The sequence below is a fragment of the Sorangium sp. So ce426 genome, from assembly GCF_051475585.1.
In the GTDB taxonomy this organism is placed as follows: Bacteria; Myxococcota_A; Polyangia; order Polyangiales; family Polyangiaceae; genus Sorangium; species Sorangium cellulosum_B.
In genome coordinates this window covers 7,008,403-7,022,381 of record NZ_CP150341.1, presented here as the reverse complement: position 1 = coordinate 7,022,381, position 13,979 = coordinate 7,008,403, and the positions used below count along the sequence as shown (strand labels likewise).

Annotated in this window: 13 protein-coding genes; 9 read left to right on the top strand and 4 right to left on the bottom strand. The window is 73.9% G+C overall.

Going from position 1 to position 13,979, the window contains the following annotated elements; genetic code table 11:
* Window positions 1-1,644, bottom strand: coding sequence for a glycosyltransferase family 2 protein (locus WMF44_RS26160; protein WP_437292760.1), 1,644 nt, complete (start codon window positions 1,642-1,644; stop codon window positions 1-3).
* Complete coding sequence (locus WMF44_RS26155) at window positions 1,610-2,764, bottom strand: hypothetical protein (protein WP_437292759.1); 1,155 nt, start codon at window positions 2,762-2,764, stop codon at window positions 1,610-1,612. Before WMF44_RS26155 ends, WMF44_RS26160 begins: the two co-directional genes overlap by 35 nt.
* A gap of 219 nt (window positions 2,765-2,983) precedes the next feature.
* Between WMF44_RS26155 and WMF44_RS26150 the strand changes: the two genes are divergently transcribed.
* Genes WMF44_RS26150 through WMF44_RS26140 form a run of 3 tightly spaced genes read left to right on the top strand, consistent with a single transcriptional unit; the run spans window position 2,984 to window position 6,022 of the window.
* Window positions 2,984-3,658 carry an RNA polymerase sigma factor gene (locus WMF44_RS26150; protein ID WP_437292758.1) on the top strand — a complete coding sequence of 225 codons (675 nt, stop codon included), beginning with the start codon at window positions 2,984-2,986 and terminating at the stop codon, window positions 3,656-3,658.
* Window positions 3,646-4,872, top strand: coding sequence for a FecR domain-containing protein (locus WMF44_RS26145; protein WP_437292757.1), 1,227 nt, complete (start codon window positions 3,646-3,648; stop codon window positions 4,870-4,872). The genes WMF44_RS26150 and WMF44_RS26145 overlap by 13 nt, the downstream gene beginning before the upstream one ends.
* Window positions 4,862-6,022 carry a hypothetical protein gene (locus tag WMF44_RS26140; protein WP_437292756.1) on the top strand — a complete coding sequence of 387 codons (1,161 nt, stop codon included), beginning with the start codon at window positions 4,862-4,864 and terminating at the stop codon, window positions 6,020-6,022. Before WMF44_RS26145 ends, WMF44_RS26140 begins: the two co-directional genes overlap by 11 nt.
* Window positions 6,023-6,422: 400 nt before the next feature.
* Here the strand turns inward: WMF44_RS26140 and WMF44_RS26135 are convergent, their stop codons facing one another.
* Entirely contained in the window at window positions 6,423-7,757 is a 1,335-nt protein-coding gene (locus tag WMF44_RS26135; RefSeq protein WP_437292755.1) for a CotH kinase family protein, read from the bottom strand.
* 439 nt (window positions 7,758-8,196) lie between these two features.
* On the opposite strand from WMF44_RS26135, the gene WMF44_RS26130 reads away from it, so the two are divergent.
* From WMF44_RS26130 to WMF44_RS26120, 3 genes are all read left to right on the top strand, one after another.
* Window positions 8,197-9,741, top strand: a complete 1,545-nt coding sequence (locus tag WMF44_RS26130; protein WP_437292754.1) for a dockerin — start codon at window positions 8,197-8,199, stop codon at window positions 9,739-9,741.
* A 118-nt stretch (window positions 9,742-9,859) separates the two neighbouring features.
* Window positions 9,860-10,435 carry a TetR/AcrR family transcriptional regulator gene (locus WMF44_RS26125; protein ID WP_437292753.1) on the top strand — a complete coding sequence of 192 codons (576 nt, stop codon included), beginning with the start codon at window positions 9,860-9,862 and terminating at the stop codon, window positions 10,433-10,435.
* Window positions 10,432-11,508, top strand: coding sequence for an MBL fold metallo-hydrolase (locus tag WMF44_RS26120; protein WP_437292752.1), 1,077 nt, complete (start codon window positions 10,432-10,434; stop codon window positions 11,506-11,508). Before WMF44_RS26125 ends, WMF44_RS26120 begins: the two co-directional genes overlap by 4 nt.
* A 39-nt stretch (window positions 11,509-11,547) precedes the next feature.
* Here WMF44_RS26120 and WMF44_RS26115 read toward each other — a convergent pair whose 3' ends face one another.
* Complete coding sequence (locus tag WMF44_RS26115; protein WP_437292751.1) at window positions 11,548-11,940, bottom strand: MAPEG family protein; 393 nt, start codon at window positions 11,938-11,940, stop codon at window positions 11,548-11,550.
* Between the two features lie 269 nt (window positions 11,941-12,209).
* Between WMF44_RS26115 and WMF44_RS26110 the strand changes: the two genes are divergently transcribed.
* From WMF44_RS26110 to WMF44_RS26100, 3 genes are all read left to right on the top strand, one after another.
* The gene (locus tag WMF44_RS26110; protein WP_437292750.1) at window positions 12,210-12,692 is read left to right on the top strand and encodes a DUF1348 family protein; all 483 of its coding nucleotides are present in this window, start codon (window positions 12,210-12,212) and stop codon (window positions 12,690-12,692) included.
* Window positions 12,692-13,393 carry a class I SAM-dependent methyltransferase gene (locus WMF44_RS26105; RefSeq protein ID WP_437292749.1) on the top strand — a complete coding sequence of 234 codons (702 nt, stop codon included), beginning with the start codon at window positions 12,692-12,694 and terminating at the stop codon, window positions 13,391-13,393. The genes WMF44_RS26110 and WMF44_RS26105 overlap by 1 nt, the downstream gene beginning before the upstream one ends.
* A 94-nt stretch (window positions 13,394-13,487) precedes the next feature.
* On the top strand, window positions 13,488-13,976 hold the full coding sequence (locus WMF44_RS26100) for a hypothetical protein (protein ID WP_437292748.1): 489 nt from the start codon (window positions 13,488-13,490) through the stop codon (window positions 13,974-13,976).
* Window positions 13,977-13,979: the final 3 nt, after the last annotated feature.

The window sequence follows — 13,979 nt, the reverse complement described above, 5'->3', positions numbered from 1 at the left end:
TCATCCTCCTGGGGTGATCGTGGTGATCGTCGTGGTCGTGGCTCCGGGCGCGGGGAGCCGCTCCCAGGGGTCGGCGCGCGGCGCGCGGCGCGGCGCGCGCGCGGCCCAGGCGATCGCGCCGCTCATCGAGGCGGCCCCGAGCGCGCCGAAGACGAGCGTCGCCCAGTAGGACTCCGCGTCGCTCCAGCGCTCGGCGAGCCCGCGCGCGGAGGCCCGGAGCCAGAGGCTCGCGGCCGTCGTGGCGAGGAACGACACGACGACGAGCAGGTGCGGCCACGCGAGCGGCAGGAGCCGGCCGCCGAGCCCGCGCTTGGGCGTGGGCACGTAGCGGACGAGGCGCTTCGCGATCGCCAGGGCCACCCCGAGCGTGTAGATGGGAAAGGCGGCGAGCTTGAGGAGGAGGGCGCGCCAGTGGACGCCGCCCTCCGAGGCGCGGTCGCAGAACCACCGCTGCCCGTAGGCGTGGAGCGCGACCGCCGCCGCGGCGACGGGGGCGCCCGCGGCGACGAACCCCGCCGGATCCACGCGCATGGGCCAGAGGTCGCCCCAGAGCGCGAGGAGCGGCAGCGCGAGGTACGTCAGCGTGGCGGGGCCGGTGAGGTAGTACGTGCCGATGGCCACGTACGAGAGCCGCTGGCGCGCGCTCAGCCGGAAGAAGCGCGGCACGACCTCGGAGAAGAGCGCGTCGACCGCGCCGGTGGCCCACTTGAGCTGCTGGGCGAAGTACCCGCCGAGGTCGTCGGGGACGAGCCCGCGGCTCACGATCTCCGGGACGTAGACCGATCGCCACCCGGCCGCGTGCAACCGGACGGACGTCATGAGGTCCTCCGCGAGCCCCACGGCGTGCCCGCGGACGGACGCGAGCGCGGCGCGGCGAAAGGTGCAGTTGGCGCCGATGGCGACCGCGCAGCCGAGCCCGTGGAGCCCGAGCTGCATCGGCCCATAGAACCCGTAGGTCTGCTCGGCCGCGCCGCGGGCGATCGGGGAGTCGGCCTGGTTGTAGTAGCCCTGCGAGACCTGCACGAAGCCCACGCGCGGGTCGTCGAAGTGCCCGAGGACCCGGTCGAGGAACTCCGGGAACGCCAGGTGGTCCGGGTCGAGGACCAGGACGAAGTCCTCCGTGGTCCGCGCGAGGGCCGCGTTGATCTTGCCCGCCTTGGCGCCCGGGACGCCGTCCGAGTCGAGCCACACCGCGCCGTGCCGCTCGGCGAGGGCGCGGAAGCGCGGGTCGGCCGTGCCGTCGAGGAGGTAGGTGCGGTGCGGGTAGCGGACGCGGGCGAGCGCCGCGAGGGTCGCCTCGAACATCGCGAGGGGCTCGCCCGGCGCGGCCGTCGTGAAGACCGCGACCGAGAGCCCCGGGGGCGCCGGGCGGTGCTCGACGCGGTCCACCGCGAGGTACCCGATCCAGGCGAGGACGATGCGGCTGATGCCGTACCAGACCGCGATCGACAGCGCGACGAAGGCCGCGAGGTGGGCGACGTGGCGCTCCTGGAACCAGAAGCTCGCGAAGCCGGCGACGCCGACGAGCCCGAAGGCCACGAGCGCCCAGACGATGACGCGATCGACGAGCCGCACGGGCGCGGCCGACGACCACCGGAAGAGCTCCGGCTCAAAGAGGGAGCTCGAGACGGATCGCCGCGTCATGGACGTGGTAGTGGAGGTTCTGGTTGTGGTGGTAGGTGGCGCCCACGCGGGCGCCGCCGAGGTCGAGCGAGGCGCCCGCGCGGAGGTCGACGTGAGCGCTGTCGACGCGCGACGTGACGCCCCAGGCGAGCGCGGTCGGATCGAGCTCGCTCGCCTGCACGGCGACGTCGCCGCTCGCGTCGAAGCGGAGCTTGCCGAGCGAGAGCGCCGCGACGACGATGGGTCCGTGGCGGCGCAGGCCGAGGGGCGTGAAGTACGGCGAGTAGGTCCGCGTCGCGAGGGACCAGCGCGAGCGCGAGGTGTCGGCCCAGGCCGCCCCCCACCCGGCCTTGAGGCCGAGCGCGCCGCGCAGGACCGGCGCCACGGCCCAGCCGCAGGCGAGGACGCCGTCGTTGCCGTCGGAGTACCAGCGCCCCTCGCCGCGGAGCTCTCCGCTCCAGCCGCTCCAGTCGGTGACGGCGAGCGCGCCGCCCGCCGCGGCGACGAAGGCGTGCTCCCGGATCGCCGCGTGGGTGTCGAGGAGCTCGTCGCGGCGCGCCGAGGCGCGGAGCCGCAGCGGCGAGAGCCACCGCCCCTCGATCTCGCCGCTCCCCGACACCTGCGCGCTGCCGTCCGCCCAGACCCGCCCGAGCCCCGTCGCGCTGACGTCGAGGTCGGCCCGGGCCGGGCGGAACAGGAGCCCCACGAGCCCGCCCACAGCGTGGGCCGGCGTGGCGCGGCCGCGGGTCTCCGCCGTCGCGCCCGGGGCGCTCGGGTACCACAGACCGAGCGCGCGGAGCCGCAGCTGCAGGCCCGCGTTCGGCCAGAACGACAGCCCGGCGCCCTGCGACCAGCGGTCGAGCGGTTGCGTGTCGGCGAGGGCGCGGGTCTCGAGCTCGAGGCGCGGGGCCAGCGCCGCGTCGAGCTGGCCGCGCAGGATGCCGGCGTCGCGCGCCGCCTCGCTCCCCGGGGGGATCCGCGCGAGGAGGTCCTCGACCGCCGCGTGATCGGCGATCGCGAGCCGCTCCTGCGCCTCGGCGATGTGGCGCCAATCTCCGGGGAGCTGGGGCGGCGCGGCGCCGGCGGCGTCCGCGAGGGCGGCGGCGGCGACGAAGCAAGAAGCGAAGGCGGCGAGGTGCATGGCAGGGGAGGGGACGGCGCGTCCCGGTCGACCCCAAGGGACCGCCTCCGCCCCGGGACGGCTCACAGGAGCGAACCGAGACGATCCGTGAGCCGTCTCGGACCCCTGCCGGTCCCTTGACGGAGAGCCGTGCCCACCCGCATCGAAGCCGCCCCGCCCCGCCCCGCAGCGCCGCGCCACGGCCCGGCGACCTCGCAGCGTCCCGTCGAGGAGGCCGCCGTGCCTAGCGGATCTCGCTCGGCGCTGCCGCACCCCGCGAGCCGCGCCGGCGCCGCGCCGAGCGGCGGGCAGCTCGTCGCGCTGCCGGTGGAGCGCGACGACGCCGAGCTCCTCCGACGGCTCCAGCGCGGGGACCCCTGGGCGAAGGCGATGCTCTTCGAGCGCTACGGCGCCCTCGTCGAGCGCATCGCGCGCCGCATCCTCGGGACCGAGCGGCACACGACCTTCGAGGACGTCGTGCACGACGCCTTCGTGTCGGCCTACTCGAGCGTCCACCAGGTGAGCGACGCGGCGGCGCTGACGTCGTGGATGAGGTCGGTCGCCGTCCACACGGCGTGCAAGAGCATCCGCCAGCGCAAGGCCCGGAGCTGGCTGAGCTTCCTCTCACCGGAGGACCTCCCCGAGCTCCCGGCGCGCGGCGCCGACGCGGAGCTCCGGGAGGCTCATGATCGGACCTACCGGCTGCTCGAGTCCTTCCCGCTCGACGAGCGCGTGGCCTTCGCGCTGCGCTACATCGAAGGGATGGAGCTCACCGAGGCCGCGGCCGCCGGCGGCGTGTCGCTCGCGACGATCAAGCGGCGGATCGCCCGGGCCGAGGCGCGCTTCGTGAGCGCTGCCCGGCGAGACCCCGTGCTCGCAGCCTGGATCGAGGAGGGCGCGCGATGGACCCCGTGACACGACGCATCGAGGCCCTCGGGGCCGAGGTGGCCCGCACATCCGACGAGCGCGCCAGGCCGGCCGAGACGCTGGCCGCGGCCCGCGCGCGGCTCTTCGCCGCCGAGGTCGAGGCTCGGCCGCGCCGGGCGCGCTACCCGCTCTGGGCCGCGGCCGCCGCGCTGCTGCTCGCGGCGGGGGGCGCCGCGAGCTTCCGCGCGGCCTGGGCGCCCGAGCGCGGTCCCGGGCTCGCCGCCGCGCCGAGCGCGGCCCCCGCGGGCGAGCCGGCGCCGGGCGCGGGCGCGCGGGTCGAGGCGCGCGACGCGCCCGTCGCCTTCACCTTCGCCGAGGGGACCTCCGTGCGGCTCGACGCGGCGTCCGCGCTGCAGGTCCTCGCGACCGACGCGCGCGGCGCGGAGCTGCGCGTGGAGCGGGGCGCCGTGGACTTCCGCGTCGTCCACCGGAGCGACACGCGCTGGGTCGTCCACGCCGGGCCCTACGCGGTGCGCGTGACCGGGACGCGCTTCGCGGCGGGCTGGGCGCCCGAGGCGCGGCGCTTCACGCTCGCGCTCGCCGAGGGGAGCGTCGAGGTGACGGGCCCGGAGCTCGGGACGGCGCGGCTCTCGGCGGGCGATCGGCTCGACCTCACCGCGCCGAACGAGCCCGCGGCGAGCGACGCGTCCGCTGCCCCCTCGGCAGGCGCGAGCGCCGCGGCCGCGGCGCCGCCCGGGGACGGGGATCGCTCCGCGCGCGCGCCGGGGGCCGGCGGGACAGACGCCGCGCCGCGCTGGCAGTCCCTGGCGAGCGCGGGGCGCCACGAGGAGGCGCTCGCGGCGGTCGAGCGGCTGGGGATCGACGCCGTGCTCGCGCGGGCCGCGCCCGACGAGCTCCGGCTGCTCGCCGACGCCGCCCGCTACGCGGGGCGCCCGCACGCGGCGCGCGCCGCGCTGCTCGCCCTGCGCGCGCGGCACGGCGCGCGCGGCGACTCGGCGTTCCTCCTCGGCAAGCTCGCCGCAGATCAGCTCGGCGATTCCGCCGACGCGCTCGCCTGGTTCGACACGTACCTCCGCGAGGCGCCGGGGGGCGCGCTGCGCGAGCAGGCGCTCGGGCGGAGCCTGGAGCTCCAGCAACGGCGGGACCGGGAGGTCGCGCGCCGCGCGGCGCTCCGGTACCTCGCCGAGTACCCCCACGGCGCCTACGCGCCCCTCGCGCGCTCGCTCGCGGATGCGCGCTGAGCGCTACCCTGCGCGCCGCGCGGCCGCCGGTCTCCGCCTCGCCGCGGCGCTCGTGGCGCTGCCGGGCCTCCTCGGCGCGGCGCCGGACGCGGCGGGAGCCCCGGCCAGCGCCAGCGCGCCCGCGCGGGCCACGGTGTCCCTCTCCGGCGACCCGGCGGACGCGACGTTCCAGCGGATCCGCGACGAGCTCCGCGCGCTCGATGTGCGCATCACCACGGGTGACCCCGAGGACGCCGACGCGCGCGTCGTCGTCGCCCGCAAGCGCGCGACCATCACCCTCGCCGCGCGGCACGGGGGCGGCGAGCTCGACGTCGCGGTGCGCCGCGGCGAGGGCCCCGAGGTCCTCGCCCTGGCCGCCGTCGAGCTCCTTCGCGCCCGCCTCCTGCACCGCGACGTCTCCCGCCCTCCCTCGACCGGCGTCGCCGCTGCTGGCGGCCACGGTCACCCGCCCTCGGCGTCCAGCCCCGAGAGCGGGTCCGCCGCGCGTCCGGCGGCCTCTGCCGCGACGACCTCTCAGGCGTCTCCCGCTACCCGCGCGCTCGCTTCGAGCTCCACCTCGCCCGCCGATCAACCCTCCCAGCGCGCCGGCGGCGGTGCGCGGCCACGCACGCGCCTCGCCGCCTCGGTCGGCCCCACGCTGCTCGTCGCCTTCGGCGACGTCCCCGCGACGCCGGCGCTCTCGATCGGCGCGTCCGCGATCTTCCGCGGCTGGTACGTCGCGGTGGACGGGACCACGACGCTCGGCGGCACCTCCTGGAGCGTCCCCGGCGGGCGGATCGAGCACGGTGTCTCCTTCGTCGGCGCCGCGGCGGGCGGCGCGCATTCCTTCGCGAGCGGCCACGGCCTCGCGACGCTCGGGGCGGGCGCGTCCGTGCTGCGCCTCCATCACCAGACGCTCCTCGCGTCGCCGGTGTTCGACGGCGCCTCCGGCGCCGCGTGGGCGGCGGTTCCGCACGTCGAGGCGGCCGTGCGCTGGTATGTGCACGATCACGCGGGCTTTCGCCTCGGCGGCCTTGCCGGCGCCGCGCTTCCAGCCATCGATATCCCGTACCCCGAGCGCAGCGCCGGCAGCCCGGGCTCCGCCGCAGGCGCGACCCGCTACGGCCGCCCGCTCCTCGCCGTCTCGCTCTCCCTGGAGGCGCGCCTCTGACGGATCGAGGTGAGCGCTGGCGACCCGATCTCGTCCCTCGCGGAGGCCGCCACGGGCGGCGCTCACATCCCTGCCCCGAGTCTCCCGCGCCGGCCACTCCGCCGCCCGAGGCGCCAGGCGAGCCGCTCTCCTGGCCGGTCCCCGGGTCTCCGCCGCACCCGGTGAGACCCATCATCCCTGCGCAGACCGCCGCGCACCATGCACTGAGATCCATGCCGTACTCCCTCTCCTTCGGGCGCCGTGCCATTCCCATTCATGGCGCGGTCCGATGAAGTTCAATCGTCGAACGCTCGTGAACACGCGCGCGGTTCACTGGCTCCGGCGGCTCGCGAGGCCTGCCAGGCCGGCGGGCGCGCCAAAAGGTGCTGTTGGGTTGGGGTGGGTCAGCCTGGCCGTGCGCTCATTCGAGTTGTCGCCTCAGTTCCGGGAGGCGCTCTTGCCACCAGGCGCTCAGCGTGGAGACCGCGTCGGCGGCGCCGTCGGCGAGGGCGGGGTCGGCGTCGATGGGCGCAGCGGCAACGCTGAGGACGCGGTCGAGCTCGGCGTCCACGAAAGACGCGGTGATCTCTTCGTCGAGGATTTGCTGGACGATGGCGAGGTAGTCGGCTTCCCAGTGGCTGAAGAACGCGTCGGTGAAGGCGGTGGTGCCCCCGGGCACGCTGCCGTTGGTGATGTTCACCGAGGCCGACATGGTGGTGTCGAGATCCCAGGGGAAGTAGGTGCGCTTCCCGCCGACGGAGTCGTAATGGTAGTAGTTGTTGTCCTTGTAGAGCAGGCCGTCGGTGTTGCCGATGATGGCGTTGACGGCGCCCAGGCGATGCATCTGCGGGATGTCGGCGCGCGTGGGTAGCTGTTCGGCGAGCGTCGCGTCGTCAGGGCTGGCACAGCCGCCCTTCTTCAGGAAACAGTACCATGCCTCGTGGGGGTTCTCGACGCCGTCGCTCTCGTGCGTCTTCAAGCCGTCGCCGTCGCCGCCGGACTTCTTGTAGAGCCAGCCGTCGTCTTCGCCCAGCCGATCCTGAAGGAAACGTTTGTCGACCTGTTCGACATGCACGTACACCATCGCCGGGCCGCCGTTGACGCTGATCTTGGCCAACGCGCTGCGGCTGGCCATGACGCCCGCTGCGCGCATCAAGCGCCAGCCGAGATACTCCGCGATCACGTCGCGCGGCGTGGCATCATCCTGATTGGAGCCGGAGCTCGTGCCGTTGTCGAACCCCAGCTTCTTCAAGCCGTGGAAGGTCTGCTCGGCGACCGTCGAATTCAGGTCGACCTTGAGGCCCACCTTCGTGGCGCCTCCCGAGCGCTTGCGCTCGATGGCGACTTGCATGGGCGCACCGCCGTTGCAGCTGAATTCCCCGGGGGCGGAGAGCGAGAACGTGGTGTCGGCGAGGATGGCGGCGTAATCGTCGGGCGCCATCGTGATGGCGTACTCCAGCATCTGATCGGGATTGAACACGCCGGAGCAGCCGGTGTCCGTGTCCAGCGAGAATGTGCCGCCGCCGCCACCGACACCCGTGCCGCCACCGACACCCGTGCCGCCACCGACACCCGTGCCGCCACCGACACCCGTGCCGCCACCGATGCCGCCGCTGCCGGCACCGCTGCCGCCACTGCCGGCACCGCTGCCGCCGCCACCACCGACGCCCGTGCCGGCATCGCTGCCGTCGCTGCCGCAACCGACCATGGCGACGCTCGACGCCGCCATCATGATGAAGCCAAGAAATCGATTCATTTCATATACTCCTTCGAACGCATGCGCGGACAGGATCGCGCAGGATCGCGGCGCGTCCCGGTCGACCCAAGGGACCGCCTCCGCCCCCGGACGGCTCACAGGAATGAACCGAGACGATCCGTGAGCCGCCTCGGACCGCTGCCGGTCCTTTGACGGAGGGCTGTGCCCACTCGCATCGAAGCCCCCCCGCAGTGCGCGCCACGGTCCGGCAACCTTGCGGCGCCCGTGATGAGGCTCGTGAGGCCCTACCGAGGTTGACACCCCGGCCGAGCCTCCGACCGAGGTTGAGGTCCTCAAGAGGTCCCCATCAACTGAATCGGTTCAGTTTTTTCTGCGCCTCCGTGCTATGGCCGGTCATGGTTTCCACCACGCGGCCTGGCGATCGACGCTCCGGGCCGCGCGATCACCCGGCCCGCTCGTGCAGCGGCAAGGAGCCAACATGCGACAATCTTCGTTCTTGAGCCTCGGTTCGTCAGGCACGCTCGCTCTCCTCCTCGCGGCGTTCGGATGCGACTCGTCGGACGGGACGTCCTCTGGCGCCGGCGGTCAGGGCGCCGGCGGTCAGGGCGCGACGAGCAGCGCGAGCGGCTCCGGCGGCGCGGGCGGTCAGGGCGCGACAGGCAGCGCGAGCGGCTCCGGCGGCGCGGCGGGCACCGGCGGCGCCGGCGAAGGGGGCGGCGGCGCCGCAGGCACCGGCGGCGCTGGCGGCGCTGGCGAAGGGGGCGGCGGCGCGCCGCCGGCGCCGCTCTGGGACTGGAGCGGCATCGTCGGCACGGGACAGAGCCTCTCGGTCGGCGCGGAGGGCACGCCGCCCCGCACCACCACGCAGCGCTTTCACAACCTCAAGCTGTCCCTCGGGAACGCGAGCGTGCCCCCCTTCGATGCGGCGAACACGGCCCTCTCCCTGGTGCCGCTCGTCGAGCCGATCCGCGGGTTCGCGACGACCTACCCCAGCGCTTACCCGAAGAACATCTATGGCGAGACGCCGCACACGGCCATGGCCGACCAGATCTCGTCCCTCGCGGAGGCGTCCGCCGGCGGCGACCACGTCACGGTGCACACCGTCGTCGGCGAGAGCGGGCAGCCCATGAGCGTCCTCCGGAAGGGCGCCACCCAGACGGCCACGGGCGACACGTCGATGGGCCGCGCCTACGCGGCGACGCTGTTCGAGGCCGAGGCCATCGCGCGCCTCGCCAGGGAGGCCGGCAAGACGTATGGCGTCGGCGCCGTCGTGATCACGCACGGCGAGTCCGACGCCGGCAGCGCGACCTACGGGGATGAGCTGGTAAAGCTGTGGTCCGACTACAACCAGGATCTCCTCCGGATCACCGGCCAGTCGCGGAGCATTCCCCTGCTCGTGTCCCAGCAGAACTCGGTGCACACCGACGCCGGCACGCGGTCGACGTCGACGCAGGCGCAGTGGCGCGTGGGCGTGGATCACCCGGGTGATATCGTCTGCTCGGGTCCGAAGTACCAGTATCCGTATGCCGGCGATCACATCCACCTGAACGCGAACGGCTACCAGCAGCTCGGCGAGAAATTCGGCCAGATCTACTTCGAGAAGGTCGTCCTCGGGAAGGACTGGCAGCCGCTCCAGCCGACGCGCGTCGAGCGCAGCGGCGACGTCGTCACCGTGCACTTCCATGTCCCGGTGCCGCCGCTCGCCTGGGACAGCGCGCTGCCGTCTCCCCACCAGACCGCGTTCACGGAGTGGGCGCAGGGCCGCGGCTTCGAGCTCTGGAGCGGCAACACCCGGATCCCGATCAGCGGCGTGGAGATCTCCGGCGATTCGGTGCAGATCACCGCGCAAAACCTCCCCGCGTCGGGCGTGATGGTCGGCTACGCGATGACGACCGACGGGACGTCGATGACGGGCGGCACGATCCGCTGGGGTCAGCTGCGCGACTCCGACCCGTTCGTCGGCTCGACGACGGGCAAGGCCCAGCCGAACTACAGCGTGGCGTTCGAGATGAACGTCCCCTGACGGGTGGCTCCAGCGCGGCGTTCCGCGCGGCGTTCCGATCGGAGGGCCTGCGGGCGGCGGTCCGCAGGCGCCTCTCCGCGCGCTTGACAAGACAGACCTGTCTGTCTAGATCAGCGTCGTGCGGGACGCCAGGCGCCACATCCTCGAGGTCGCGGAGCGCCTCTTCTACGCCGAGGGGTACCGCGCCGTCGGCGTCGATCGCTTGATCGCCGAGGCGGACGTCGCCAAGGCCACCTTTTACCGCCACTTCCCGACGAAGGACGACCTGCTCGTGGCGGTGCTGGACGCGCGCGACGCGCGCTTTCGCGAGTGGCTTGCCGTGCGAGTCGAGGCGCTCGCGGACGATCCGCGGGACCGGCCGCTCGCGGTCTTCGACGCGCTCGCCGAGCTGTTCGCCGCGGACGACTTTCGCGGCTGCGCGTTCCTCAACACGATGGTCGAGGTCGCGAGCCGGAGCCACCCGGCGCACGAGGCCGCGCAGCGCCACAAGCAGCGGCTCATCGACTATTTCGATCGGCTCTTGCGCGAGGCCGGCGTGCCTTCGGCCAGCGCGATGGCGCCGCAGATCCTGCTGCTGATCGACGGCGCGATCGTGACCGCCGTCCGCGAGGGGGGACCGGGCGCCGCCGCGCGCGCGCGGTCCCTCGCCGAGAACCTCATCGCAACAGCGCGGCCAGGAAGGCGACGACGATGAACAGCATCACGGGTGTCCCGAGCAGGTGGAATGGACGTGCCGAGCAGCTCCCGCAGCCCGCCGGGGCCGAGCCCGGCGCAGGCGCGCCCTCGATGCGTCGCCCGCGCAGGCCGCGGGCGCCCGTGGGCTCGGCGGTCGCGGCGCTGCTCGCGCTCTCCCTGACGGCCTGTGCTTCGCCGGACCGCGGCGGCGCCAGCGCGCCGCCGGCCGGCGCGCCGGCCGCGATCGCGCCGCCGGCCGGCGAAGCCGCCGCGGCCGAGGCCTCGAGCGGGCGCCTCCAGTGGCGCGGCGGCCCGACGGCGATCCTCGAGCGCGACGGCCTCCGGCTGCTCACCGATCCCGTCCTCGGCCCGCGCGGGCCAGCGGCGTTCGTGCTCCCCAAGCACCCGTCGACCGGCGTCGAGAACGCGCCGGTCGCCCGCTATACCGATCCTCCTGCGGAGCCGCTCGGGCACCTCGACGTCATCCTCCTCAGCCACAACCATGCTGACCATTTCGACGCCGTCGCGAGGGAGACGCTCCCGAAGGACGTCACCTTCATCCTACCTCCCGACGCGGTCGGCGCGGCGCGCGCCGCCGGATTCACGAAGCTGACGCCGCTCGACTGGGACAACGAGGCCGTGCTCCCGACCCGCGCCGGCCGCCTGCGGATCCTCGCCGTGCCGGCGAACCACGCCCACGATGCGGCGCTCGACGCGACGCTCGGCAAGGGCAACGGCTATGTGCTCCGCTGGGAGGGCGCGGCGCCCTATTCGGTCTACTGGACCGGCGATTCGGTCTTCACCGAGCCGATGCGCGCGGTGGCGGCCCGCTTCGCGCCCATCGATCTCTGGCTCCCGCACCTCGGCGCGGTCGGCGTCGACGGCGCGCGGGGCCTCCGCACGATGGACGCGGAGGAGGCGGTCGCCGCCGCCGCGCTGCTCCGCGTCCGCCACGTGATCCCCATCCACCACACCACGTTCGCCCATTACCGCGAGCCCGTGACGGCGTTCACCCAGCGCGCCGCCTCGAAGAACCTGCCCGCGCAGGTCCACGTCCCGACGGACGGCGCGTGGATGCCCCTGCCGCGCTGAGCCTGCCGCGGCGCCCCCGCCGCGCCGGCGCTGCGGCGTTCAGACCAGCCACTTCAGGAGGAAGAGGCCCACGGTGGCGGCGAAGCCGATGATCCAGACAGCGGTCCGGGCAGAGGCCTTGTCGCCGATGTACATGACCAGATAGAGAACGCGCGCGGCGACGTGGGTGACGGCGAGGATGGCGCTCCAGCGAGCGTCGGCGCCCGCGAGGTGGGCCGTGAAGACGGCGGCGGCGAAGGGCGCAAACCCCTCGAAGGCGTTCTGGTGGGCGGCGAGGGCGCGGCGCCCGACGCCGGTGAGCTTGGCCTGCTGGTCGCGCGGGTTGCGGTTGTCCAGGCCCTCGGGCTGCTGTGCCTGCGCCCTGGCGACGAACAGGCGGGCCACGTAGATCAAGAGAAATGAGATGAAGACGCACGTCAACGGAATGGTCATCGGATCCCTCTCGAGCGCACAGGCTCCTCGGAGCGCGGAGCGACTCTAACGAGCTCCCGCCGCCGGCGCGAGCGCCAACCGTCGTGGCCGCTCAAACCGCGCCTGCGCCGGAGCGGGCAGGGCGGTCCCGCGGGGCGGCGCGCTCGAGCGACGGGCGCGCGCCGATGGCAGGGCGGGAGCGGCCGGTCCGCGGCACGGCCCTGGGGAGCTTCGCGTGAAAAGGGGTTGCCGGGGATGGGAGATTCGAGGAAGGTTCGTTCAGGTGCACCTTGAGCGAAGATCCTGTCGTGTCGCGCCCGCCGCTGCCGCCCTTCACCGCAGAGACCGCCGCCCGGAAAGCGCGGCTGGCGGAGGACGCCTGGAACAGCCGGGATCCCGCGCGCGTGGCTCAGGCCTACACGGTCGATAGCCGCTGGCGGAACCGGGCCGAGTTCTTCGAGGGGCGGGCGGCGATCGAGGCGTTTCTGCACCGCAAATGGCAGCGGGAGCTGGACTACCGCCTGATCAAGGAGGTCTGGGCGTTCACCGGGGACCGGATCGCGGTGCGCTTCGCCTATGAATGGCACGACGACAGCGGCAACTGGTACCGGTCCCACGGCAACGAGCAGTGGGAGTTCGATGCGCAGGGGCTGATGCGGCGGCGCGAGGCGAGCATCAATGACGTGCGGATCGCGACGGAGGAGCGGAAGTTCCACTGGCCGCTCGGGCGTCGACCCGACGAACATCCGGGGCTGAGCGAGCTCAGCTTGTGATGACGAGCGAGCTCATGTCCAGCTCTCCGGACAAGCCCGAGATCGCCACGGCCTACGATCGATGGGCCGCGACGTACGATGACGATGTCAACCGGACGCGCGAGCTGGCGGCCGAGGTCCTCCGGCAGCGCGGCCTGGCGCTGGCTGGCCGGGACGTGCTCGAGATCGGCTGCGGCACCGGGCGCAACACGCAGTGGCTCGACGAGCACGCGAGGAGCGTCCTCGCGCTGGATTTCTCCGAGGGGATGTTGCGTCGCGCGAGGGCCCGCGTGTCTTCTCCCCGCGTCCGGTTCGTACAGCACGACATCCGCGATCCCTGGCCCCTCGCGGAGGGCTCGTCGGACGTCGTGATTGCCATGCTCGTGCTGGAGCACATCGAGCACATCGACGCGGTCTTCGCCGAGGCTGCCCGCGTCTTGCGCGCGGGAGGAGAGCTCTTCCTGTGCGAGCTGCACCCCGTGCGACAGATGCGCGGGGGGCAGGCCAATTTCATCAACCCGGAGACGGGCCAGCCGGAGCGTGTGACAGCGTTCCTGCATGACGTGTCACAGTACGTGAACGGCGGCCTGGGGGCCGGGTTCGAGCTCGTTCACCTGGGTGAGTGGCGCGACGCAGAGGCCGCCAGGAGCGACCCGCCGCGGCTCCTGTCCGTGCAGCTCAGGCGCACTCCTCACTCGCCTGGCCAGCGGCTGAGTCCGTAGCACACAAATCTGCGCTCCGCTGTAGAGCCCATCGTTGCGTTCTGGATCGCCGTTCGGGTGACGTGGATTGGGCCATCGGTCTAGGATGGCCGCCATGAAGCTCTCGTCGCGCCGGCGCCGCCGCGCGCTCGCGTCCTCGTTCGTCGTCACGGTGGCCGGCGGCGCGGCGGGTTGTGGCACGGCTCAGCCGCCGTCCGATAACCCGCCGCGCCTGGATCTCACGCCGACGTATTCGTCGGGCGTGGAGGATGCGGTCGCGCCCAGCGACGCCGGGACGACGGAGACGCAGGACGCGGCGGCTCCGGAGACGTCACAGGACGCCGGGACGACGTCGGCGCTGGCCGCATCCAGTGCGCCCCACGGCGCAGGGGCGACGGCGGCGCAGGGCGAGGAGGAGCCGCTCCCGCCGCCCGCGCAGGGAGGGAAGGTGATCCGGGGCCCGGACGGCACGTGCAGGCAGTTTTTCCCGAACCCCTGCCCGCGGCCTCGGCCCTCTCGCGACGGAGGCCCTCCCGTGGTCGTCATGTGCAACCCGCCGCCGCCCCAGCGGGTCGCGTGCCCGCCGGAAGGCAGCCCGCCCTGAGCG